Source organism: Lapidilactobacillus salsurivasis, from assembly GCF_054785215.1.
In genome coordinates, this window is the sequence record NZ_BAAABI010000009.1 from 64,826 (window position 1) to 88,905 (window position 24,080).

The window sequence follows — 24,080 nt, forward strand, 5'->3', positions numbered from 1 at the left end:
CCTAAGCCAACTTTAGCGTTGACTGATCACAAAACCTGAAGCGGCCAATTCGTCGTTGGTCAAGCCTTGACTAAGAACCACTGAATCCGCGGTTTGGAGCGCACCGATCTTTTGCGCTTGTCCGCTTAAATTGAAGATACCTGTAACAAAAGTCGCCCCATCATCGCGCACGACTTTGACTAAGCCTTGATCATCATCAACGACTTGCCAAGTCAACGCGCCTTGCGTCATTAAATCGGCGTGTTGCAACCGGAATTTGATCAACTTCTGGTAAAAAGCGAACAGTTCTTGATCCTGGGTCGCTGGGTCCCAATTCATTGGCTTGCGACAGTCGGGATCATTCCCGCCGTCCATCCCCACTTCACTACCATAATAGATACAAGGCTCGCCTTCTTGCAGGAAGGTGAACGCCACCGTCTGCCGTAACAGCGCTTTGTCACCTCGACACAAAGTCAATAGCCGCGCCGTATCGTGGGAATCCAAGGTGTTCAGCATGACTTCATTGACCTGTTGTTGATACAACATCCGTTGGTAATTCAAGCCAGCGACCATCCGCGTCGGTTCTAAAGTTTTGTCGACGAAGCCTTTGATCACGGTTTCCGTAAAGGCGTAATTCATCACCGCTGAGAATTGATCGCCTTGCAACCAAGGTTGGGAAGAATGCCAGACCTCCCCTAGAATATAAAAATTAGGTTTGACAGCATGGCAAGCCGCCGCGAATTGGCGCCAGAAGTGATGGCCGACTTCATTGGCCACGTCCAACCGCCAAGCGTCGATATCGAATTCTTTGATCCAATAAGTCGCCACATCCAAAAGATAGGCTTGAACTTCTGGATTAGCGGTATTCAGCTTAGGCATATGCGGGGTATAAGCGAAGGTGTCGAAACTTAATTCGTTGGCGTGTTCGAAATCAGTGGTTTCTTGGTAGCTGATCGGGAATTTATTGACGTGGAACCAGTTGGCGAACCGCGATTTAGACTGGTTCGTCAACACATCCTGCCATTGAACGGAGCGATCGCCAATATGGTTGAAGACCGCGTCCAGCATGACTTTCATGCCCCGTTGATGCGCCGCGGCCACTAATTTCTGGAAAACCTCTTTATCGCCAAAGTCAGGATCGATCTCCAAATAGTCGATCGTATCGTACTTGTGGTTAGAATAAGCTTTGAAAACCGGGCAGAGATAGAGGCCATTGATGCCTAGATCCTGTAAGTAATCCAGATGGTCAAGAATGCCTTGCAGGTCGCCACCATAATAGTCAGTCCGTCCGGGGTTGACCGTGCTATCCCAAGGCTTAACATCGGCTGGATCATTGCTGGTATCGCCATTAGCGAACCGCTCTGGAAAAATCTGATACCACACGGTGTGTCGCACCCAATCTGGTTCCTGGAAACGATCGATCTCGTGGAAATACGGCTGCCGAAATGGGTTACCGCCACCACCGATCAGACTAGGTTCAAACGGGAAACAGCCCCGATCGCCATACAATAATTCCGAGCCATCAGTGCCGACAACGCGGAAATCATATTGGACCCGCTTGTGGGGCACTTCCAACGCGGCTTCCCAATAATCATGGGCCTCGGTGCTGGCGATTTTACTCATCGCGATCGTTTCGTAAGGCCATTGCCCCTTCTCGGAATCATATGGGTCGCCATAAAAACAGTCGACCGCTTGGGCATCGTCGCGCTTGGTCCGTAAACGCACCCGGAAATCGTCTGGTTGATATAAATAGGCGAACTCACTATCTGGGCGGTGATAAATTGCTGCTGCTTCCATAAATTCAATAACCTACTTTCTTGATTTGATTGTCGCGCTTAATTTATTCAGCTGGCCAAGCCACTTGATCTTGCTGCAAGACCAAGGTTGACCAAGGCGCCAAATGCCAAGAGTTTTCATCTAAGGTCACCTGACCTACCGTGAAGGTAATGTCGGCGTTCAGCCAATCGTCATTTTGATAAGTGACCGTTTCGCTAGTCAAGTTGGTCAAGACCAAGGCACTCTTTTGCCCTAATTGCCGTTGATAAACAATTAGGCCGGCGGTTTTGACCAGCAATAACCTGAATTTACCAGTGGCGAACAACGGCTGTTGCTTCAACTGGAACAACTTCCGGTAGAAATTTAAAATACTGTCTGGATCCGCCTCAGCAGCAGCCACGGTGATCGGCGCTGGTTGCGTGCGTAACCAAGGTTCATGCTCCGAAAAGCCCTGATGCGCGCTGTCATCCCACGGCATCGCCTGACGCGCCGGGGTTTTGTGCAGACCGGACAAATACTGCAAGACAGCTGGTCGTTCCGCTTCAGGAACCTGATCAATCAAGGTGGACGTCATTTGATCTTGAAAGGCCGTCGCGCGGGCCAGTTCCGCGTTATGCAGCCCCAATTCTTCGCCATAATAAATGATCGGGATACCCCGTTGCAAATACTGCATCGTGGCTAAGGTCTTCAAACTGCGCGTTTCGAATTTCCGATCAGCATAAACAGTGGCCATTCGCGGTAAGTCGTGGTTGCTGAAATACAAAGTTGGTTGGGTCGTTTGCGCCAATGCGGTCTGCCATTGTACGATACTGGTTGGTAACGCCGCCGTATCTAGCTGCTCAGCCAGGGGCAACTTGACCGTCGCCGTTAACTTCGGCGCGGGAACCGCCTGTTTCGGTAAATTACGGAAACTAACAATGGCGTCGCACAAAGCGCTGCCCCGATTAGTCCGCGTATAAAGCGCCGCCAGCGCTGGATCCGCCGAAGCGCCTTCACCAAGAATGAACAGATCTGGATTGATTTTCCGCAGTTCATCAATGAATTCTTGCAAATAGGTCACAACATTGGGCAAGTTGGCATACATTGGCTCCGCAATCACTGGCCCGGTCTGATCCGTCGGGAAATTCTGACCTAGATCCGCCTTAGCGATATGAATGAACGCGTCTAAACGTAAGCCGTCGATGCCTTTTCCCACCCAATACTTAGCAACCTCGATCATCGCTTGCCGTACTTCTGGATTGGCCCAATTCAAATCAGGCATATGTTTGTCAAAAAGGTGGAAATAATACGTATTGGGTTCGGTCGGCACTTGTTCCCAAACCGAACCGCCAAAGAAGGAACCCCAATTGTTCGGCACCTGGCCATTAGGCGTGTCTTGCCAAATATAGTAATCCCGGAATAAACTCTTGGGACTTTTCAGCGCGTCCTGAAACCACGGATGTTGGTCCGACGTGTGGTTGAGCACGAAATCCAGCAAAATGTGGAGATCCAGTTCATGGGCCCGTTGGATCAACGCGTCCATGGTCGCCATCGTGCCAAAATGGGGATCAACCGTGAAATAATTGGAAACATCATAACCATTATCAACTTGTGGTGAGGTAAACACCGGGTTCAGCCAAATCGTATTGACCCCTAACGACTTGATATAATCTAAGCGGTCTAATAAGCCTTGCAGATCACCAAGGCCATCATTGTCACTATCCTGGAAACTGCGGGGATAGACCTGATAAATGATCGCGTTTTCGTACCATTGCTTCATAATAAGTCGGTTCCTTTCTGAAAAAGCTACAAACGAGCGTGGAACTGCAATACTTCCACTGCCTATCTTATGGAAGAACTGCCGAAACAACAAGCTTTCCAGTCGATGTTATCGGTAACAAGTTTGACCGTGTATCAGACGCCAGAACATTGACATAACAGAGTGCGGAGCGCCCCGATTAGCTTCTGAGCATTAGCCTAGCAATTGTTTTGAAAGCTGGGCTTGGCTTTCGGAACAATTGCGTAGCTAAGCGGAAGAAGCTGGGGCGCGCAGCACGTTTCCGATCAAAGAGTGCGGAGCGCCCCGGGTTGACTGCGAGCATTAGCCTAGCAAAAGTAGATTGTCCGCAGCTTGCGCTGCGAAATTCCGGGTGAGCTCGCTGTGGGCGTCACTTTGAGCTTCGCGAAGCTCAAAGCTGAGCCTTGGTCTAAGTGACAGAGCCACTAAGACCAATTTCACGGCGATCTCACCCGGAATTTCTCCGCTCCAGCCGCTCAACGTTTTAACAGCCGTTTGAGCACTCACGCCATTTGACAAGCTGTCGTCACTTGATGAGGAGCCACGCAATTGACGACCATGGCTAGTGGTGACAATCTTTAGATTAGCGACACCAGTGTAGCCTGCTTGATGAACTAGGACATGATCTTGATGAATCAGTTGGATTGGTCAGCCGCCACTCAAGAATTGTTTAGGCAACAGGCAAAGATGTCCAGCCAATGCAAACTGTACCAACCAACAAATCCGAATCCGAATCCGTTGGCATTGTCGTACCGCCTTGAACGTGAGCAATTATTGATCTATAAATTGCAAAACCACCTCGTCAAATCCTTCGCTCCGATTGCAGATAGGCCCAATACTGTCCAGCAATTTCAAAAACAGTGCGGAGCGCCCCGGGTAGCTTCTGAGCATTAGCCTAGTCAGGATTTTGGAAGCTGGGTTGACGAACACGTTTGTTTCAATTATGTCCGCGGCTTGCGCTGCTCAACGTTATAATAGCCGTTTGAGTACTCACGCCATGTGGCAAGCTATAGCCAATTGATGGAGCGCCACGCAACTGACGACCATGGTCAGTGGTTACACGAAATAGAGTGCGAGCCGACCTGGACGGCTTTTTTGCATTAGCTTTTTTTGCTGAAATACTTTCGCCAACTAGCCGACCAATGGTGGTGAATCGATGGTTTTGAGTGGCATCCATCCCATAATCCAATCTGTGATCGTCCAACCATTTTGGTCAGCATGCTGCGCTGTTTTTCCCATGTTCAGGGGAGCGGATAGTGGCCAAATGGCACCAAAAAAGTCCACTGTTACGTAACAATGGACTTCAAGAACCAAGTAATCAGATTCAATTCAAATGATAATTGCGAGTAGTATTACGGCGTATCAACTCCGGTGAAAACATCACTTCAGTGCGATCACGTTCGGGACTTTGGTCATTGGTGGTGACGCCGTGATTGATTTTTTGCATCAATAATTCGGCGATTTTACTGCCCATGGCCATCACCGGCTGCTTGACCGTGCTCAATTTCGGTTCCGCGATTTGATCTAAGAACACCCCATCAAAACCGGTGATCCCAAAATCCTCGGGAATCGAACCACCCATCCGCTGAATCCCGCGCTCCACGCCGATCGCCAAACGATCGCTAGAACAAACGAAACAGGTATTGGGCTTAAATTCATGCCAATGATCTTCAATATATTGTTGCGACTCTGAAGAATGATTGCCGAAACGAATAATTTGTGGCTGCAGCCCAGATTTTTGCATGGTATCCATGTAACCACGTTCGCGGGAATATTCGAAGGATTCCTTCAATTCAATCCCCAAGAAAATAATTTGGTCATAGCCATCCTTGATCGCCGCGCCCGTGGACAAAAAAGTGCCATACTTATTATCGGAATCGACAAAATCATAATGATGGCGATTCTCGCCATATAAAATCACCGGTTTGCGGAGCTCCTGGATCCAGGTGAAGTCATCGTTACGGGCTCCTGTAATGATGTAGCCATCACACTCACCAATATCGGCATTCTTCTGGGTCACCACTTGCAACGCGTACTGATGCGCGTTTAGAAATTGGGCCACGCCCATCAGGAGCGTTGCGTAATAAGGTTCGACTGTATCAACCTTTTCCAAAATCACCAACTTGATGATTCGGGTCGCGTTGGCAGCCAAGGCTTTAGCGGCTAAGTTGGGATGATAGTCCAGTTCATTCATCGCCTTGAAAACCAATTGCTTAAGTTCATCCGTCACTTGTTCAGGGTGATTGATCACTCGGGAAACTGTCATCTTAGAAACATTTGCTGATTTTGCCACGTCATTCAATGTAACGATCTGACTCACCTTCTCTAGTGTTTTTCAGGTACACCTACACTACCTTATTATATTGATATTAATCTGAGATAACAAGGCGGGACTATTGGTGGTGCTGATTTCGTTGGACGACGTGTGGGCTGTGGGATAAAAAAAGTTTGACCGCGACTTGCGCTGCGCGCTTCGGGGTGAGCTCGCTGTGGGCGCTGTTTTAAGCCTCGCAAGATACGCGAGTCTTAAAATCAGGCCTTGTCCTAAGTGGCATAGCCACTATGGACAATTTCACGGCGATCTCACGGCGATCTTACCCCGAAGCGCTCCGCTCCAGCCGCTCAACGTTATTTTAGTCAGTTATTTTAGTCATTTGAACAGTCACGCTGACTGATATCAAGGTAAGTTCAGTAGTCAGGGACGCGGATTGACGGACCCCACCCCCAATCTTCACGAATCGACCGAATTCTGCCTAATAAAATTACCGATTGACAACGAATTTTGGTTGCTCGCCTTGATTCATTAAGATGACATTATTGGCGACAATCGCGGCCATGGCATCACGGGCTTCCACGGTGGCGTTACCAATATGAGGTGTTAAAATAACATTCTTCAACGTCTTGAAGCCGGCATCAAATTCGGGTTCGTTTTCATATACGTCAAGGGCCGCGACACCGATTTGGTGAACCTTTAAAGCCTGCAGGAGCGCTGCTTCATCAACGATCGGTCCGCGACCAACATTGATCAACGCCGCCGTTGACTTCATCTGTGCAAATACACCCGCGTCAAATTGATGGTAGGTTTGCGGCGTCAGCGGCGCGTTAATGCTGATGTAGTCACTTGTTTGAATCAAGTCCGCAAATGATTTATAGTTGACTTCAAGGGCATTTTCATCCGCCGCGCTGAGCCGTCGAGGTGAGAAATAGGAAACGTGCATGCCCAACGCCGTGGCCTTCTTAGCGATTTCACGGCCGATATTGCCTAGACCAACAATGCCCAATGATTTGCCCGATATTTCATGGCCTAGAAAATACAGCGGCGCCCAGCCAGGGAAACCTGATTCCCGCATTTGATGATCACCTTCAACGATTCGATGACTTAGGGCCAAAATCAACCCAATTGTCAGTTCTGTCACTGAATTTGTTGAGACTTGCGGTGTATTGGAAACTAGGACGCCTTTGGATTTGGCATAGTCGACGTCAATATTGTTGAAGCCGGCGCCAAAATTGGCGATTAGTTTCAGCTGAGGCGCCGCATCGATGATTGCTGCGTCAACTTCGGTCGAAAGGGTCGTAATCAGAAAATCGACATCCCGGACCTGAGCTAATAATTCGGCGTGGCTAATCAAGCCTTCACCTTGATAGACTGCCACCGCTAAATGGTTTTTCTGTAATTTGTCCAGCGCAAGTGCTGGCAATTGTGCGGATACATATACTTTTTTCATAAAATGGCCTCCTTAGATTGGCTAAACCCATCATAAGTGCTGGCAATCAAACTGACAATAACGCACTTTAAAGTTACCACAGAAAGGAGTCCTTGCTTTGACCGACTTAATTCGTCAAGATGTCCTCAAGAAACTGGAAGATGGTGACTACAGTTGCCGCAAAGAGTTCACTTTAGCCATGTTCAGTGGTAAATGGAAAATCAATCTGATTTACCACTTGGGCCATGACGGCGCTTATTATTTTTATGAATTGCAACGATTATTACCCCAGGCCTCACACAAAGAACTCGCCAAAAAACTGAAGGAACTGGTGGCGGATGGGCTACTCGATCGTCAGGAGGAGGCTGGGCCAAGAACGAAAACGGTCTATTCTTTGACGCCGCTGGGGCGATCATTGCTCCCGATCATTGATGCGATGTACGCCTGGGGAGACCAACGTTTAAGCGAATTGCAGTTGGATAAGATCACCTTTAGTCTAGGCGATCCCAAAAAATCATGATCGATCGCGGTTGATCAGGATACCAATTGCTACTGGCAGTTCAAAAGTCTTCCTGAAAACGATGGACTGTGGAAGCACGGTTAGCTTGTGAGAGCGTTTTCTCATCATTGTTTGGCGATCAACGATTGATAATTCGCGCTTACTTTGACAATAATTAAAAAATCATTAGACTATTGTGCTAAAATAGGATAACATATAATTGAATTTTGAAATTTTGGAGGTTGACTTAATGAGTAAAGAAATTACCAGCGCAAATATTGAAAAATTTGCCCAAGATTTTGCTGAATTGCCAAAATCAAACGCGACAGCCAATGCGGTTGCCCACAATGGTATCCTGGCTGCGAGCCGGAACATCGCCGCTGATGTGGCAATGACACCAAACTTCTCCGTGGAGATCCAAACTGGTGACGTTGCTAACCAGAAACAATCTGGTCGTTGCTGGATGTTCGCCGCATTGAACACGATGCGCCATCCATTACAAGATCAATTGAAGTTGAAGGGATTCGAATTGTCCCAAAACTACACCAACTTCTGGGATAAATTTGAGAAATCAAACTGGTTCTTGGAACATGTGATTGCAACAGCTGACCTGCCATTAGGCGATCGCAAAGTTGACTTCCTTTTGGCAACACCTCAACAAGATGGTGGCCAATGGGATATGCTGTGCGCCTTGATCGAAAAATATGGTTTAGTGCCGAAGGATGTTATGCCTGAGACCTACAACAGCTCAAAATCAAGCGAACTGAACACAACTTTGAACACTAAATTGCGTAAAGACGCGGTTGAATTACGCCAATTGGTTGCTGACAAAGCGACTGCTGACGCGATTGCCGCTGCTAAAGACAAGATGCTCAATGAAGTTTATCGTATTTTGGTCTTTACTTTGGGCAAACCACCGGTTCAATTTGACTGGGAATATACAGACAGTGACAAAGTTTATCACCGTGAAGCTGGATTGACACCAAAGAGTTTCTATGAGAAGTTCGTTGGTCTTGATCTTGAAGATCATATCTCCCTGATCAACTCCCCAACGGCTGACAAGCCTTTCAACCATGTTTATACAGTCGATTTATTGGGTAACGTGGTTGGCGGTCGTCAAGTCCGTCACTTGAACTTAAGCATTGACGATTTCAAAGCCTTAACGATCAAGCAATTACAAGCTGGCGAAACAGTTTGGTTTGGTTCTGATGTTGGCAAAATCTCCGATCGCCAAGCTGGTATCTTGGATACTGAAGTTTACCAAACCGGCGAAACCTTAGATGTTGATCTTTCAATGACCAAGGCTGAACGTTTGGACCACGGCGAAAGCTTGATGACTCACGCCATGGTGATCACTGGCGTTGACTTGGTCAATGGCCAACCAACTAAGTGGAAGGTTGAGAACTCATGGGGTGACAAGCCTGGTTTCAAGGGCTACTTCGTGATGAGTGACGCTTGGTTTGATGAATTCGTTTACCAAGTTGTCATCGACAAGAAGTTCTTATCAGCTGACTTACAAAAGGTTGTTGCTGACGAACATGACAATCCGACTGTTCTGAAGCCTTGGGATCCAATGGGTGCTTTGGCGCTTTAATTCAAATCTTCACCAAAAAAACCATGTCGATTTTGACATGGTTTTTCTTTGTCGCAAAATTTGCTAGTATTTGCTTGGTTTAGTCGGGTGCTTTGCTAGATTGGCCGCAGCTTGCGCTGCGAAATTCGGGGTGAGCTCGCTGTGGGCGTCACTTTGAGCTTCGCAAAACCCGCGAATCTCAAAGCTGAGCCTTATTCTAAGCGGCAAAGCCGCTAAGAATAACGACACGGCGATCTCACCCCGAATTTCTCCGCTCCAGCCGCTCAACGTTATAACAGCCGTTTGAGCACTCACGCCATTTGGCAAGCTATGGCTAATTGATGGGGATCCACGCAATTGACGACCGTAGTTAGTGGTTACCAGTTTTAAATTGGTGACACCAGTGTAGTCTGCTTGATGACCTAAAACAAGTTCTTGATGAATCAGCTGAATCGGTCCGTTGCCAACCCCAACCCGCTTAGGTAAGTGAGATAGAGTTGTCGGCACTATCTGAAATGTACCAACCTACTAATTCAAATTCATTGGTATTGCTGTACCACCACAAAAAGGGCAACTGTTTGATCTCTCGCTTGCAAAACCTCTTCGTCAAATCCTTCACTTCGATTGCAGATAGGCTCAATTCTGCCTAGCAACCGCCTCAGGACGTGTGGCTCAGCGGTGAGATTATTCTTAGCGATTTATCGCTTAGAATAAGGCTCGATTTTGAGACAAGCCGCGGGTCTTGCGGATTGGCTCAAAACGATGCCCACCGCGTTCCAGCCACGACAAACGTCCTGAGGCGGTTGCGTCCACATCCAAACCCAGCACCTCTGTAATTAAGTGCAGGTTCAGATTAAGCACCAAACGCCTAAATCAATTTCAAACGACGCCCATCACGTTCTAGGCCGCAACAGCAGTCCCAGCCGGTTGCGCTCACACGCAACACCCTACCACACCCGCAATTAAGCGGTCACTACTCACCAAGCACGATTTTCTCAATGACCTGCAAGTGCGCGTCAAACTCATAAACGATCGGCTCGCCATTGGCCACCTCGACCCCATCAAGTTGATGGGGCGACAACTGCTCAATATACTTCAGCAAGACCCGCAAAGTGCTGCCATGGGCCACGATCAACTGATCGTGACCCTGCAATAATTCGGGGGCGACAACGTCTTGATAATAAGGGAGCACCCGTGCGCTGGCCATCGCCAAACTTTCACCCAAGGGTAAACAGCGCGGATCAAGGTCGGCATAGCGGCGATCGTGATCAGGTGCGGTCAACAATGGCGGAACCGTCCAGAAATCCCGGCGCCACAGCGCAACTTGATGGGCGCCGAATTCTAAACGAGTCTGTTGTTTGTTATGCCCTCGTAGCGCGCCATAATGACGCTCGTTCAACCGCCAACTTTTCAACAATGGCAAAGCTAGCCAATCACGATCCGCGCAAATGATCAGCGCCGTTTTGATCGCCCGCACTAAAACAGACGTGTGGACGGTCGTCGGCGCGAAGGTCAGGTCGGCCAGTAAGTCAGCGGTGGCGTGGGCCTGAGCGATGCCGCGATCGGTCAGCTGAACATCGGACCAGCCAGTATAAGTGTCATCCGCATTAGCCGTACTCTCACCATGTCGGATCAGGACTAGTTTTACCAAGATTCCAAAACCTCTTTTGCCTTAAACTGAGTCTATTGTAACGCCGATTCAGGAACGGCCGTTAGATTTTGATCGATGGCTGCTAAAACGTCGTCCAACGCGCCATCTTTGAAAGGACTCTGCAAGTGGCCCAACGCCACCAATTGATTGAAGCTCAAACTGCCACCGGCCTTGGCCATCGCCAGGTAATCTGACCAAGCTTGCGGATCGTGATCGACTTCAAATCGTTTCCAGAATTGGAAGGCCACGACTTGCGCCAAGGTGTAGTCAATATAGTAGAAAGGCGATTCGAAAATATGACCTTGGCGGTACCAGTAGATCCCTCGATCCAAGTCGGGTTCATCAGAATAATCACGACTAGGCAAATACATTTTCTCCAGTCGACGCCAAGTGGCTTTCCGTTCAGCTGGTGTCCAGTCAGGATGTTGATAAACTTCGGTTTGGAAATGATCGACCAGCACACCATATGGCAAGAAGATCAAGGCGCTGGATAAGTGTTCAAATTTATACTTGGTCGTCTGCTCGCCGAAGAATTTCGGCATCCACGGATAAGCAATGAACTCCATACTCATCGAGAAGATCTCCGCCGCTTCATTGGTTGGGAAAATACATTCCCACGCCTTGATATCTTGAGCCATAAAGGTTTGGAAAGCATGACCAGCCTCATGGGTCAACACGTCTACATCGCCGGAAGTGCCATTAAAGTTAGCGAAAATAAACGGCGTCTTGAATTTCGGCAAGAATTCGCAATAACCGCCGCCCTGCTTGCCATGATGACTCAGCAGATCCAAGTTATGATCATCGACCATCATTTGGAAGAACTGGCCTGTCTCTGGTGACATCTCGTGGTACATTTCGTTAGCTTTAGCCACTAGTTCATCAGGTGTCCCTTGAGGCAGCGCGTTGCCACTAGGGAAATTGTACCCTTCATCGTAAAAGGCCAAGTTATCCAAGCCCAAGCGTGTTTGTTGCCGCGCCATCAACTTGTTGACGATCGGAACGACCTTCTTGCGAATCGTCTCGCGGTAGTTGGCGACATCGGCTTCGTCATAATCGAAACGATTCATGAAATCAAAACTCATCGCCGCATAATCACGATAACCTAATTGATGGGCGATTTTTGTCCGGATCTGCACCAACTGGTCATAAATCGTATCAAATTCTGTTTCATGGTCAACAAACCATTGGGTGGTCGCCGCCGTTGCCCGCCGCCGAATATCGCGGTTAGGATCATTGCGCAATTTACCTAATTGACTAATATTGTAAGTCTGACCATCAAATTCAATCTGCGCCGCCGCGATTAAGGTTGAATATTGATTGCTGATTTTATTATTCTCTTGCAATAACGGAATCACTGCGGCAGAAAAAGTTTTGATTTGATTCTCGGCCATTTCAAATAAGGTTTCCGGCAACTCTTGACGCAGGGCCTGACGATAAGGCGAGTCAACCAACGCCTGATAATAGGCAGTGGTGAATTCGTCATATTTGGGACCAAATTCGTTCCAATAATCATTTTCCGCTTCGTAGAATTTATCCAGCGTATTCACACTAAAGCGAATGTAAGCCAACATCTGCTGCGAAACCACATCACTGTTCAATTGGCTGATCGCCAAGGCGGCCTTAACGGCGGTCAAAGGATCGTCGGCGTTCTTCAGCGCGGCGATCAGGGTTTGATACTGTTGGGCCACTTGCTCGTAGTCGGGACGAGCGTATGGCAATTTAGCAAAATCTGTCATAAGCATTAACCTCCTCGTATTCTTTCTTAATTATAAACGACTGGGGAAAGGGGAACAAGAGGCGGATCAACCGAGAATTCGCGTTTGGCCACCTCTGATGCGCTCCTGCAAACCCATGTTCTGATTTGAAAAGTATCGCAGGCGTGGTGGGTGTTGACGCAACCGGCTGGGTCGGCGCATACGTTTCAGTGGTGAAATTGGTCTTGGTAGCCTGGCCGCGGCTTGCGCTGCGAAATTTGGGGTGAGCTCGCTGTGGGCGTCACTTTGAGCTTTTCGGAAGGGCGCCGAAAATCTCAAAGCTGAGCCTTGGTCTAAGTGGCAGAGCCACTAAGACCAATTTCACGGCGATCTCACCCCGAATTTCTCCGCTCCAGCCGCTCAACGTTTTAACAGTCGTTTGAGCACTCACGCCATTGGGCAAGCTATCGTCAATTGATGGAGAACCACGCAAATGACGGCCATGGTTAGTGGTCACCAGCTTTAAATTGGCGACACTGGGACAGTCTGCCTGATGAACCGAGGCAGTTTCTTGATGAATCACCTGAATCGGTCGGCTTTTCAGCTATGGATTGTTACGGAAACTAGTAAAGATGTTCAGCCTACACAAATGTCCCAACCAACTAATCCGAACCCATTGGCATTACCGTACCACCTAAAAAATGGACGATTGTTTTGACCTCTAGCTTGCAAAAGCACTTCGTCAGATCCTTAGCTTTGATTGCAGCTAGGCTCAATCCTGCCTAGCAACCGCATCAGGACATGTGGCTCAACAATGAAATTTGTCTTAGTGGCTTTGCCACTTAGACAAAGACCTGATTTTGAGACAAGCCGCGCACTTTGCGGATTGGCTCAAAACAGCGTCCACTGCGTTCGAACCAGAGTGTGCAGCGCAACGGGCTGACTTCGAGCATTAGCCTAGTGATGACTTTGGAAGCGGGCTTCACTTCCGAAGCCATTACGTAGCTAAGCACAGAAGTCAGTTGCGCGGAGCACGTTTCCAGCCACGACAAACGTCCTGAGGCGGTTGCGTCCCCACTAAACCCACCCACACTCGCAATTAAGCGAAAGATCAAGAACGGTATCTCAGTTTCTAGAATCAATTGACATTGCCGTACCAGCCAAAAAAGTTGCCCATCGTTTTGACCGCTAACTCGCATAACCACTTCGTTCGATATTTCGCTCCGATTGCAGATAAACTCAATTCTGTCCAGCAACCGGCTAGGTCGGTTCGCACTGTTTTGATTTGGGCGGTGGTTTTTTTCGGCCATTATTAAGAAAGTGTGATACCCTTTCAGTAAGCGATTGCATTAGGGAGACAAAATCACCCCCTTTTCGCCGCAAAAGGATTATACTAACTTTAAATAAGTTATTTGGGAGGTCTTGTATCATGACAGCAACAATTAAATCAGGTATCGCCATGGTCAAAGTTCTGGAAGACTGGGGTGTCGATCATATTTACGGTATTCCCGGCGGTTCTTTCAACTCAACGATGGACGCGTTATTCAGTGAACGGGACAAAATCAAGTATATCCAGGTTCGGCATGAAGAAGTCGGCGCGATCGCCGCGGCGGCCGACGCCAAGATCACAGGCAAAATCGGGGTTGCCTTTGGTTCAGCCGGTCCTGGCGCCACCCATTTGTTCAACGGTCTCTATGATGCCAAAATGGATCACGTCCCTGTTTTAGCCTTGGTTGGCCAAGTCGGCGCCGATATCATGAACACCGACTATTTTCAAGAGATGAATGAAAATCCGATGTTCAGTGATGTGGCAGTCTACAACCGCACCGTGATGACGGCGGCTCAACTCCCCCACGTGGTCGATCAGGCGATCAAGCACGCCTACAAAGAACAAGGGGTTGCGGTGGTCACTATCCCGGTCAGCCTCGGTTGGGAAGACATTCCCGATACCTTCGAATCCACCGCCGCAAGTTATCGGGTCAATTACCCGCAACCAGAGGCCAAAGATATCGCGGAGACTTTGCGGCTGATCACCACCGCGAAACACCCCATTCTCTACGTTGGCTTAGGCACAAAAGGCGCCACCGAAGAAATCGAATCTTTCGCGAAAATGTACAAACTACCAATTGCTTCCTCTGCCTTGGCTAAGGGCATCGTCCCTGACAAAAATCCGGCCTACTTAGCTTCCGCTGGACGAGTAGCAACCAAGCCATCTGTTGAAGCGTTACAAAATGCCGATTTGATTTTGTTTGTCGGGAGCGACTATCCTTTCGCCAAGTTCTTCTTTGATCCCAAGGCGACTTTTATTCAAGTCGACATCGACAGCACGAAATTCAGCAAACGTCACCGGACTGATCTGCCGATTTTGGCCGACGCCAAAGCTACCCTGCGCGCTTTAGTTGCCGCAGGTACTGAACAACCTGAAACCGGCTGGTATCGGGCAAACATCGCCAACAACGAGAATTGGCATGACTGGGTCGCGTCCATGGAGCAAGAAACCAAAGCGCCATTACGGCCAGAACCCGTCTTCGCCCAAATCAATCGAATCGCGAAGAAAGACGCGATTTTCAACATCGACGTGGGTAACGTGACCATTGACAGCTTACGTTTTCTGAAAATGAACCCGAAGCAAAAGTTCACCACTTCCGGCTGGTTCGCGACCATGGGCTATGGTCTACCCGCAAGTATCGCCGCGCAACTGAGCTATCCTGATCGGCAAGTCTTCTCGATCAGTGGTGACGGCGGCTTCGCCATGGTCGCCCAGGATCTGGTCACCCAAGCGAAATACCATTTGCCGATCATCAATGTGGTTCTCAGTAACCACGCTTTTGGCTTCATCAAGGCTGAACAAGATGATACCAAGCAAAGTCATTATGGCGTGGACATCGATGACGTTGATTTTGGTAAAGTCGCCGAGGGTTATGGCGTCAAAGGGTTCACCGTCCATAATCATCAAGAGCTGTTGAATGCCTTCAATTTCGCCAAAGATGCCACCGAACCAGTGGTGATCGATGTGAAAATCGCCGATGAACGGCCGTTGCCGGTAGAACAATTGCAACTGGATCCGGAGAAGTTTGATCAGGCGGCGATCGACAAATTCAACGACACTTACCAATCACAAGCTTTGATTCCATTTAGCAAGTTCCTCCAGGACTACGAAAAATAGTTTTTTCGACTTGCATGCGCTCTGATCACTGATCAGGGCGTTTTTTTGTTGGTGGATTGTCTGGCTTACTTCTAAAGCATGATGCCCGCGGCTTGCGCTGCGCGTGGTGTTGGTGGTGGGCAAGTGTGGTAGTGCTCCAGGTCGGGTTGGGGGTGGTGGAACGCGGCGGGCACGATTTTGAGCTTTTCGGAAACCCACCGAAAATCTCAAAACTCGGCCTTATTCTAGGCGGCAAAGCCGCCAAGAATAATATCGCGGCTGACTCACCCCCAGCCCGACCTTCCGCCAGACGAACAAACAGCCCACCAACGCCAGAGTGCGGAACACAACGGGTTGACTTTGAGCATTAACCTAGCCAGGATTTTGGAAGCGGTTTTCGCTTCCGGAAGCCTGGCGTAGTTAAGCGCAGAAGTCAGTTGTGTGGAGCACGTTTCAACGCCACGCTCCGCTCCAGCCGCTCAACGTTTTAACAACCGTTTGAGCACTCACGCCAATTAGTAAGCTGTGGCAAGCTTATAAGGATCCACGTCATTGACGACCATGGTTAGTGGTCACAAGCTTTAACTTGGCAACACCAGAGCAGCCCATCTGATGAACAGACCTGGTTCTCAGCGAATCAACTGAATCGGTCAGCTTTACCTATGAATTGTTATGGAAACAAGTAGAGATGTTCAAATGCCCCGACCTCATAATCCAAATCAGTAGTCATTCCGTACCACACCAAAAAAAGGAGTTGTTTTGACCTCTAGTTTGCAAAAGCGCTTCGTCAGATATCCAGCTTCGATTACAGATAAGCTCGATTCCGCCTAGCAACCGGGTCGGGCCATGCGGCTCAGCAGTGAAATTATTCTTTGCGGCTTGGCCGCTTAGAATAAGGCTCGATTTTGAGACAAGCCGCGGTTTTCGGATTGGCTCAAAACGACGCCCACTGCGTTCCAGACGCACAAATGGCCCGACCCGGTTGCGTCCCCATCCAAACCCACCATACCTGCAATCAAGCGCAGGTTTAAGAATAGGAGCCGGACAGTTTCCAAACGATGCCCCGAAATTGGTTCGGCTTTCATTTATCAGATGATTGCGGTACCATGACATTAGAATTGAATGATCGTTGAAAGGGGTATTTTGATGAAAACATATACTGATTATTTTTTCGATGAACCTGCATTCAACACCCATGACGGGGGTTATGTCCCATTAGAAACTTCGAAGACGGCGCCGCAGCCGTTGCGGATCCCGGAACTGTTGCAACCTGATCGTGTTGAAGGAAACGATGTTTATTACACGATCACGGCGCAAACTGGTTCGGTCCAGATGCTGCCAGGCGAACCGACTAAAACTTGGGGTTTCAATGCCCCTTTCTTAGGACAAACGGCTGTTTTCCAAAATGGCCAAACGATTCATTTACACCTGGTCAATCATTTGCCGGAATTGACCACATTTCACTGGCACGGGCTTGATATTCCTGGCCCAATCGAGGACGGCGGTTGTCACGCGCCCGTTTATCCTGATGGTAGTCGGGATGTGGCCTTTAAGGTTCAACAGATGGCGTCAACGAATTGGTTACATGCCCATCCTTGCCCGGAAACGGCGGCGCAAGTTTATCATGGGTTAGCAGCAATGGCGATCGTTCAAGACGCCCACGAGGCCAGTTTGCCGCTTCCTCGTGATTATGGTGTGGACGATATTCCCGTTATTTTGCAGGATCGGCGTTTCCATGAAGATAATCAGTGGGATTATCGGGCGGATTACGATCCGGATGGGGTCCAAGGGCCAACTGCGCTGGTCAACGGGACAGTCAACCCCTATTTCAATGTTACGACACAAAAGGTGCGGCTGCGGATTCTCGATGGTGCCAATCGGCGGGAGTGGCGGCTCCATTTGAGTGATGACCTGCCACTGGTCCAAATTGCTGGTGACGCGAGTCTGTTACCGGAACCGGTCGCGCTGACTCATGTGATGATCACTTGCGCGGAACGGCAGGAATTCGTCGTTGATTTCGGTCAATATCAACCAGGTGATGAGGTGACGCTTTACTCTGACGAAACCCCCTTGCTGACTTTCCGGATCCAAAACTTTCAGCCCGACTCACGGCCATTGCCGGAACATTTGCTTGATCTAGCCGTCCCAGAGGCTGATCCAGAAATGCCGATCAAAAAAGTTGTTTTGTCTGGCATGGATGAAGCGGTGATGATCGATGGGACGAAATTTGTGATGGATCGGATCGACTATCGCATGCCTTGGCATAAGTGTCAGATTTGGGATATTGAGAATACCAATGATGAAATGGGCGGCATGATCCATCCCTTCCATATGCACGGCACGGGCTTCAAGGTGATCTCCCGCAATGGTCACGCCCCCTATCCTAACGAAACTGGGCTCAAAGATGTGGTCAGCTTGAATCCGGGGGAACACGTGCAAATCAAGGTTTGGTTCAATGTAACTGGCGTCTTTATGTATCACTGCCATATCTTGGAACATGAAGATGGTGGCATGATGGCGCAACTGGAGGTCTTCGATCCAGAAAAGCCAGCAGTTCAATACGATCTAATGGACCATCACAAGATGATGCAGGCTTTCGCAGACGAACGTGGTGTTGAAATGAAGGATCTGTGGCTCGGTGGCATGGGTTCCTACGAGCAAATGAAGATGCACATGTAATTTCTCGCAATCATTCGGCCTGAGGAAACCCACGCTTCCTTGAATCAAGGCTCACCCTTGCCTGGTTGACGCGCGAGGCTGTGCCCAAACAAATAAAAACCTGGAGTTGCGGTCAACATCGCAGTCCAGGTTTTATTTTTTGCTTACTTCTCTGTTTTATTTACCAAACGGATGTGCTTAAAGCCAACAACCGTTTTATTTTGGAGATCAGCTACAACTTCTTTGTACTGATCATCGAAGCTATCGATCGAAACTAAGGCCGAATTTTCGTAAACCTTTGTAATCGTTCCTTTAAAGCTCAGGGGGACGTCTTGACTCTTGCGTACGCTGATCTTCTCGCCGATTGCTAATTCTGAACCTGTTACCACGTCAACACCAACTTCCTTTTACCATTACAATAAATCGTTTAATGTTATATCATGTTTCATAGATAAACACAATGGTTCTGCGCAGAAATTGTCATTATTCCGCTTTCAACTTAACATTTGGGCGTGGCCAACGCGGCAGCTGGTTGATGCGGTCTAGCTCTGCGGGAAGCATTTGTTGATTGCGCAACACTAAATTGAACAAAGGTAGGTCAAACAAATGGAGAAAGATTTAGCGATCCAACGTGCGCAAATGCGCGGCGGCGCCATGTACAACGATTTACGTCCTGAATTGGTTCAGGCGCGGGCGGACGCCGTGCTGAAAACCAACGCCTATAATCAAAGCATTGGTCAACCGGCGGCGACGCGGCAGGCGCTCTTGAAGCAGCTCTTGAAGCAGGTGGGACCTGACGCCTTCTTTGAGCCTAACTTCCGCTGCGAATTTGGCGATAATATCCGCGTGGGAGCGAACTTCTACGCGAATTTCGATTGCATTATGTTGGATGGCGCCGCAATCACGATTGGCGATCATGTTCTGTTCGGACCCCGGGTCAGCCTCTACACCTCTAACCACGCTAGCAACGCTCAGGAACGCGTTGCTGGCGCTTGCTACGCCAAACCAATCACGATTGGTGATCACGTCTGGCTCGGTGGCGGGGTGACCGTTAATCCCGGAGTGACCATTGGCGCCAACACCATCGTCGGTTCTGGCAGTGTCGTAACCAAAGATCTGCCGGCTAATGTGATCGCGGTGGGTAATCCCGCCCGTGTTTTACGCGCGATTACCGCGGCTGATCGCAGCGGCTACGATCCCGAAATTGATTAACCCACTGCATCAAACAGCACCCTGACAAATTATCAGGGTGCTGTTTTGTTGTTGAATCCCCGCAAATCAGGCGGGAGCGAATTGACTTTGGTACAGTTGCGCGTAATAACCTTGGGCCGCCAACAATTCTTGGTGCGTCCCCTGCTCAATCACTTGCCCATGATCCATCACCAAAATCAAATCGGCTTGGCGAATCGTTGAAAGCCGGTGGGCGATCACGAAACTCGTGCGGCCGGCAGTCAACTTGTTAAAAGCTTGTTGGATCTTGGCCTCGGTATAGGTGTCAATATTGCTGGTGGCCTCATCCAAAATCAACATTGGCGGATTAGCCAACATCACCCGCGCGATCGTCAACAATTGGCGCTGCCCTACCGATAAGCTATCCGTCGCCGCTTGCAACGGCGTTTCGTAACCTTGAGGCAACTGGTCAATGAATTCGGCGACCCCACTTTCAGTCGCGACTCGTTTGATTTCCGCCAAACTGGCCTCCGGTTTACCGAAGGCAATGTTCTCGCGGATCGTCCCGGCAAACAGCCAGGTATCCTGAAGAACGAGTCCAAATTGTTGCCGCAGATTTTGCCGCGTCAACTGGCGAATATCAACGCCATCTAACGTGATCTGGCCCGCTGTCACATCATAGAAACGCATCAATAAGTTGACTAGCGTGGTTTTCCCGGCGCCGGTTTGACCGACGATCGCCACTTGCTGACCTGGACGCACCTGCAAGCTCAGGTCCGTGATCAAACGTTGGGTGGGCTCATAACTAAAGGCCACGTGATTGAAAGCCACCGCTCCTTGCACATGTTCGATCTTTTTGGCCGGAGTTGGGTCCGGGATTTCCTCGGTTAAATCAATAATCTTGAAGATCCGTTTCGCCGAAGCATAGGCGGACTGAAATTGGCTGGTCAAACTGGTAAAATCACTAAACGGCTTACCGAAAATCGTCGCGAAAATCAGGAAGCTAGAGATCTCACCCACACTGATCTGGCCGCTGATCACCCGTAAGCCACCGACCATGCCAATGATGGCGTACATGATATTGTTGATGGCCCGCGCTGACGGATTAGCAAAGGAGGAAATGAACTGAGATTTGAAGCCCGTGCGATACAACTGCTGGTTCAGCTCCTCGAAATGAGCGCGACTAGGTACTTCTTGCTGGAACGCCTGGGCGATTTTCAAACCGGAGATTGTTTCTTCGGCGTAACCATTCAGCGTGCCTAAATCATCCGCTTGTTCTTTGAAATAGCCTTGCGAGCGAGTGGTGATCACTCTCGTGGTAATGAATGACAAGGGCGCGGTGATCAACACCATTAGCGCCATCACCCAATCCAGACGCACCATAATAATCACGGCGCCAATAATTGTAAAAATCGCCTGCAAGGTCGTCAACAGACCTTGTAACACCCCATCCGAAATCACTTCCACATCGTTTACGAAGCGACTGGTCACATCTCCATGGGGATTGGTATCAAAGAAACGCAATGGCAAGGAACTGATTTTGGCAAAAAGTTGCCGCCGAATTTGATTGACCCCAGCGTAAGCCACCGTATTTGAGAACCAAGTCGCCAACCACAGAAACAGGTTACTGGCCAAATACAAGCCTAATAATAGCAACAGGTCTTGATCAAGCCGGGCGAAATCAACCTGCCCGCGACCTAGCAACTGGTCAATGGTTTGCCCCACCAGGACTGGCGCAATCAAAGTGCCGATAACCGCGCCAATCGTTAGGACAGCCGCGGCGCTGAACAAATATCTTTTCTGATCGAAGTAACCTAATAAACGCTTAAAGATCGGCATGTGGGTCACCTACCTTATCTTGATCTAATTGACTGGCCACTAATTCTTGATAAAACTGATTAGTCGCCAATAATGCCTCATGGGTATCAAAACCGACAAGCCGGCCATTGCGCAGGACCAGCACACGATCGCAATGGGCGACGGTGCCGATTCGCTGAGTCACCAACAGGGTGTTCTTTTGCCAATTCTGCTGGCGCAGATCACGTAAGAAGTTGGCCTCGGTCAAATAATCCAGCGCGCTGGTAGCATCGTCTAATAACAAGAACGGGGCTTGTTTGACCAAAGCCCGGGCGATCGTCAACCGTTGCTTTTGTCCACCAGAGAAATTGCGACCACCCCGCTCTACCGGCGCGTCTAAGCCGGCCGGCAGCGCCTGGACGAATTCGGCTGCTTGCGCCGTGGTCAACGCTTGCCACAATTGCTTTTCAGTCGCTTGCGGCGCGCCCCACTGCAAGTTACTGCGAATCGTTCCGGTAAAGAGCATCGTCTCTTGGGGCACCAGCGCAAACAGCCCCCGTAACTGACCCAGTGGAATTGTCTGGGCGTCCTGTCCGAACAGGCTGATTTTCCCACTGGTTGGCCGGTAAAAACGAGGCAACAAATTCAGTAGTGTGGATTTGCCTGCTCCAGTCCCACCAATAATGCCAATGGTCTCCCCTTGGTTCAGCGCGAAACTCAGTGTTTGCAAGATTGCCGCGCCCCGTTGGCCATGGCTATCAGGAAAGTAGAATTGAACCTGATCCAAAGCAATCGTGCTCGCGGTGGAGGTGTCCAGGTTAATTTTGTCAGTGGTGGTGGCGTCTTCACTGACGGCCATTTCCAAGATTTCGTTGACCCGCTCACCGGACGCCATCGCCTTGGTCATCAGAATCACCAAATTTGATAGCATCAGAATCGCCGCCAAAATCATATTGACATAGTTGATCAAGGCCAGCACAGTCCCTTGCGCTAGGCTCCCGGAATTGACCCGCGGGCCACTGAACCACAAAATGACCACGATCATCAAATTAACCACCAACCCGGTCAAAGGATTATACAAGGCAGACAAGCGCCCAATGCGCAAGCCCGTGGCGGTGATATCATCATTGGCCTGATGAAATTTATGAGCTTCCATTTTCATTTTGGTAAAGGCCCGAATCACGCGCACGCCGCTTAGATTCTCCTTGACCACGGCTGAGAGCTGATCCAATTGATGTTGATAACGGCGATATAACGGTGACATCCGAGTAGTCAGCCAGTAGACGACCCCGCCTAATACAGGCGTCGCCACCAGTAATACCAGGGCCAAGCGCCAATCCAAAATAAAGGCCATCAACAATGACCCTAAGATCATAAACGGCGCCCGCGAAACTTGTCGGATCATCATCGCCGTCCAAACTTGCAACTGATTGACATCATTGGTCAGCCGCGTCGTCAACGTGGCCGTCCCAAATTGATCTTGTTGTTGATAGGATAGCCCACTGATTTTCTTAAAAAGATCACGACGCAGATCCGTCCCAAATCCTTGGGCGGACCGGGCAGCGAAATACTGACAAACCGACGCTGAGCCAAAGCCCAAAACAGCGATCGCCATCATCAGCAGCCCATAATGCCAAACAAACCGCGAATCCCGCTGTTTGACCCCTTGATCAACAATGATCGCCATCAAGCTTGGCAACATCAGCTCACAAATCACTTCAATGAACTTAAAACAAGCACCCAGGATCGCTTGGCGACGATAAGGTCCCAGATACCCGCGCAATTTCCACACAAAGATTCCTCCCTAATAGCAGCTAACTCGTATACTCATCTTACCGCGCCCACCAGTAAAAAAAAAGACTTCGCCCCATAACCACACCGTTATTCCCCTAAAACCAAGTCCACACTCCGGCTAAAGAAGTGAGGCAACTGCGACTTTTGGCGGACGACAGTGACCGCGAATTCAACGATAATTAAAATAGTAATAAGAAATCAAGAGTGTGAGCCACCCCGGGTAGCTTCCGAGCATTAACCTAGCCAGGATTTTGGCGGCTGGGCTCGGCCGCCAGAAGCCTGGCGTAGTTAAGCGCAAGAAGCTGGGGTGGCGAACACGTTTCAAAAAAAGGAGCCCACCATGTTCAAGCGACAGCTACCAATTGGCATCTCGATACTCTCGCTAACCAGTATCGGCGTGTTGTTAAGTACGAATGAAAATATTGGCTTGATCACCCTAGTTAAACGAATTCCTCGTTTCTGGTTGGTCTTCCTTTTAATTCTCTTGGTCATCCTCTCGTTGATCATCGGCTATGCCTGGTGGCGCCTGCCGCAAATCGTTGGGAAAATTGCTTTGATTAGTTTGATGGTGTTGTTCATCGCCACCATTATCGGCGCGTTACTGCAAACCGATCAGCGCCGGACGTTAAGCCTGATCGTTAGTGCTTCGATCGGTCTGATCACTACCGCGACAAGTCTGGTTGGCCTTCATCAACAGGCAAGTTTCGAATTAAATAAATAAGTCTGACTTTTCTCGCTTCCATAACGTCACACCTTTGCCGGCAAACAATTGTTTGCCGGTCTTTTCCTGCTATTGATGACACTGACCTCATGGCCTCCAAGCGCAGGGTCAGCCGGCTTAGCAGGTCACCGCGCACTTCAAG

At 49.3% G+C, this 24,080-nt stretch carries 21 protein-coding genes; 9 read left to right on the forward strand and 12 right to left on the reverse strand.

Annotated features, from left to right (window positions below):
* Nucleotides 1–12 precede the first annotated feature (12 nt).
* The 5 genes from ACYVSB_RS10520 to ACYVSB_RS10540 all read right to left on the reverse strand — a co-directional run bounded on the left by ACYVSB_RS10520 (nucleotide 13) and on the right by ACYVSB_RS10540 (nucleotide 7,257).
* The gene (locus ACYVSB_RS10520) at nucleotides 13–1,776 is read right to left on the reverse strand and encodes a glycoside hydrolase family 13 protein (protein ID WP_125598957.1); all 1,764 of its coding nucleotides are present in this window, start codon (nucleotides 1,774–1,776) and stop codon (nucleotides 13–15) included.
* A 43-nt stretch (nucleotides 1,777–1,819) separates the two neighbouring features.
* Nucleotides 1,820–3,514: an alpha-glucosidase gene (locus tag ACYVSB_RS10525; protein ID WP_125598960.1), complete on the reverse strand. Its 1,695-nt coding sequence runs from the start codon at nucleotides 3,512–3,514 to the stop codon at nucleotides 1,820–1,822.
* A 321-nt stretch (nucleotides 3,515–3,835) separates the two neighbouring features.
* Nucleotides 3,836–4,081 carry a hypothetical protein gene (locus ACYVSB_RS10530; RefSeq protein WP_125598963.1) on the reverse strand — a complete coding sequence of 82 codons (246 nt, stop codon included), beginning with the start codon at nucleotides 4,079–4,081 and terminating at the stop codon, nucleotides 3,836–3,838.
* A gap of 775 nt (nucleotides 4,082–4,856) precedes the next feature.
* The gene (locus ACYVSB_RS10535) at nucleotides 4,857–5,843 is read right to left on the reverse strand and encodes a LacI family DNA-binding transcriptional regulator (RefSeq protein WP_125599015.1); all 987 of its coding nucleotides are present in this window, start codon (nucleotides 5,841–5,843) and stop codon (nucleotides 4,857–4,859) included.
* Nucleotides 5,844–6,294: 451 nt separating this feature from the next.
* Nucleotides 6,295–7,257, reverse strand: coding sequence for a 2-hydroxyacid dehydrogenase family protein (locus tag ACYVSB_RS10540; RefSeq protein WP_461219320.1), 963 nt, complete (start codon nucleotides 7,255–7,257; stop codon nucleotides 6,295–6,297).
* Nucleotides 7,258–7,354: 97 nt separating this feature from the next.
* On the opposite strand from ACYVSB_RS10540, the gene ACYVSB_RS10545 reads away from it, so the two are divergent.
* Complete coding sequence (locus ACYVSB_RS10545) at nucleotides 7,355–7,756, forward strand: winged helix-turn-helix transcriptional regulator (RefSeq protein ID WP_125598969.1); 402 nt, start codon at nucleotides 7,355–7,357, stop codon at nucleotides 7,754–7,756.
* 229 nt (nucleotides 7,757–7,985) lie between these two features.
* A complete protein-coding gene (locus ACYVSB_RS10550; protein ID WP_125598972.1) occupies nucleotides 7,986–9,329 on the forward strand; it encodes a C1 family peptidase in 1,344 nt (447 codons plus the stop codon).
* 63 nt (nucleotides 9,330–9,392) lie between these two features.
* On the opposite strand, the gene ACYVSB_RS10555 is transcribed toward ACYVSB_RS10550, so the two are convergent.
* Nucleotides 9,393–9,815 carry a hypothetical protein gene (locus ACYVSB_RS10555; protein ID WP_461219321.1) on the reverse strand — a complete coding sequence of 141 codons (423 nt, stop codon included), beginning with the start codon at nucleotides 9,813–9,815 and terminating at the stop codon, nucleotides 9,393–9,395.
* A 158-nt stretch (nucleotides 9,816–9,973) separates the two neighbouring features.
* On the opposite strand from ACYVSB_RS10555, the gene ACYVSB_RS10560 reads away from it, so the two are divergent.
* Nucleotides 9,974–10,144, forward strand: a complete 171-nt coding sequence (locus ACYVSB_RS10560) for a hypothetical protein (protein ID WP_461219322.1) — start codon at nucleotides 9,974–9,976, stop codon at nucleotides 10,142–10,144.
* Nucleotides 10,145–10,281: 137 nt separating this feature from the next.
* Here ACYVSB_RS10560 and ACYVSB_RS10565 read toward each other — a convergent pair whose 3' ends face one another.
* The 3 genes from ACYVSB_RS10565 to ACYVSB_RS10575 form a co-directional block, all read right to left on the reverse strand.
* Nucleotides 10,282–10,959 (reverse strand): 2,3-bisphosphoglycerate-dependent phosphoglycerate mutase, encoded by a 678-nt coding sequence (locus ACYVSB_RS10565; protein ID WP_461219323.1) that lies wholly within the window; start codon nucleotides 10,957–10,959, stop codon nucleotides 10,282–10,284.
* Nucleotides 10,960–10,991: 32 nt separating this feature from the next.
* Nucleotides 10,992–12,695 carry a M3 family oligoendopeptidase gene (locus tag ACYVSB_RS10570; RefSeq protein WP_461219324.1) on the reverse strand — a complete coding sequence of 568 codons (1,704 nt, stop codon included), beginning with the start codon at nucleotides 12,693–12,695 and terminating at the stop codon, nucleotides 10,992–10,994.
* 259 nt (nucleotides 12,696–12,954) lie between these two features.
* Entirely contained in the window at nucleotides 12,955–13,236 is a 282-nt protein-coding gene (locus ACYVSB_RS10575) for a hypothetical protein (RefSeq protein WP_461219325.1), read from the reverse strand.
* Between the two features lie 231 nt (nucleotides 13,237–13,467).
* On the opposite strand from ACYVSB_RS10575, the gene ACYVSB_RS10580 reads away from it, so the two are divergent.
* The 4 genes from ACYVSB_RS10580 (at nucleotide 13,468) to ACYVSB_RS10595 (ending at nucleotide 18,477) form a co-directional block, all read left to right on the forward strand.
* Entirely contained in the window at nucleotides 13,468–13,596 is a 129-nt protein-coding gene (locus tag ACYVSB_RS10580) for a hypothetical protein (protein WP_461219326.1), read from the forward strand.
* A 486-nt stretch (nucleotides 13,597–14,082) separates the two neighbouring features.
* Nucleotides 14,083–15,819: a pyruvate oxidase gene (gene spxB, locus ACYVSB_RS10585; protein WP_461219327.1), complete on the forward strand. Its 1,737-nt coding sequence runs from the start codon at nucleotides 14,083–14,085 to the stop codon at nucleotides 15,817–15,819.
* An 838-nt stretch (nucleotides 15,820–16,657) separates the two neighbouring features.
* Nucleotides 16,658–16,894 (forward strand): hypothetical protein, encoded by a 237-nt coding sequence (locus tag ACYVSB_RS10590; RefSeq protein WP_461219328.1) that lies wholly within the window; start codon nucleotides 16,658–16,660, stop codon nucleotides 16,892–16,894.
* A gap of 50 nt (nucleotides 16,895–16,944) precedes the next feature.
* Entirely contained in the window at nucleotides 16,945–18,477 is a 1,533-nt protein-coding gene (locus tag ACYVSB_RS10595) for a multicopper oxidase family protein (protein ID WP_461219329.1), read from the forward strand.
* Between the two features lie 143 nt (nucleotides 18,478–18,620).
* Here the strand turns inward: ACYVSB_RS10595 and ACYVSB_RS10600 are convergent, their stop codons facing one another.
* Nucleotides 18,621–18,845, reverse strand: a complete 225-nt coding sequence (locus ACYVSB_RS10600; protein WP_125598992.1) for a DUF2187 domain-containing protein — start codon at nucleotides 18,843–18,845, stop codon at nucleotides 18,621–18,623.
* 217 nt (nucleotides 18,846–19,062) lie between these two features.
* On the opposite strand from ACYVSB_RS10600, the gene ACYVSB_RS10605 reads away from it, so the two are divergent.
* Entirely contained in the window at nucleotides 19,063–19,668 is a 606-nt protein-coding gene (locus tag ACYVSB_RS10605) for a sugar O-acetyltransferase (protein WP_461219330.1), read from the forward strand.
* Between the two features lie 66 nt (nucleotides 19,669–19,734).
* Here ACYVSB_RS10605 and ACYVSB_RS10610 read toward each other — a convergent pair whose 3' ends face one another.
* Together ACYVSB_RS10610 and ACYVSB_RS10615 are read right to left on the reverse strand one after the other, a co-directional pair.
* Nucleotides 19,735–21,465 (reverse strand): ABC transporter ATP-binding protein, encoded by a 1,731-nt coding sequence (locus ACYVSB_RS10610; RefSeq protein WP_461219331.1) that lies wholly within the window; start codon nucleotides 21,463–21,465, stop codon nucleotides 19,735–19,737.
* Complete coding sequence (locus ACYVSB_RS10615; RefSeq protein ID WP_461219332.1) at nucleotides 21,452–23,215, reverse strand: ABC transporter ATP-binding protein; 1,764 nt, start codon at nucleotides 23,213–23,215, stop codon at nucleotides 21,452–21,454. Before ACYVSB_RS10615 ends, ACYVSB_RS10610 begins: the two co-directional genes overlap by 14 nt.
* A 342-nt stretch (nucleotides 23,216–23,557) precedes the next feature.
* Here ACYVSB_RS10615 and ACYVSB_RS10620 point away from each other — a divergent pair, with 342 nt between their 5' ends.
* Complete coding sequence (locus ACYVSB_RS10620) at nucleotides 23,558–23,938, forward strand: hypothetical protein (RefSeq protein WP_125599000.1); 381 nt, start codon at nucleotides 23,558–23,560, stop codon at nucleotides 23,936–23,938.
* The last annotated feature ends 142 nt before the right edge of the window (nucleotides 23,939–24,080 follow it).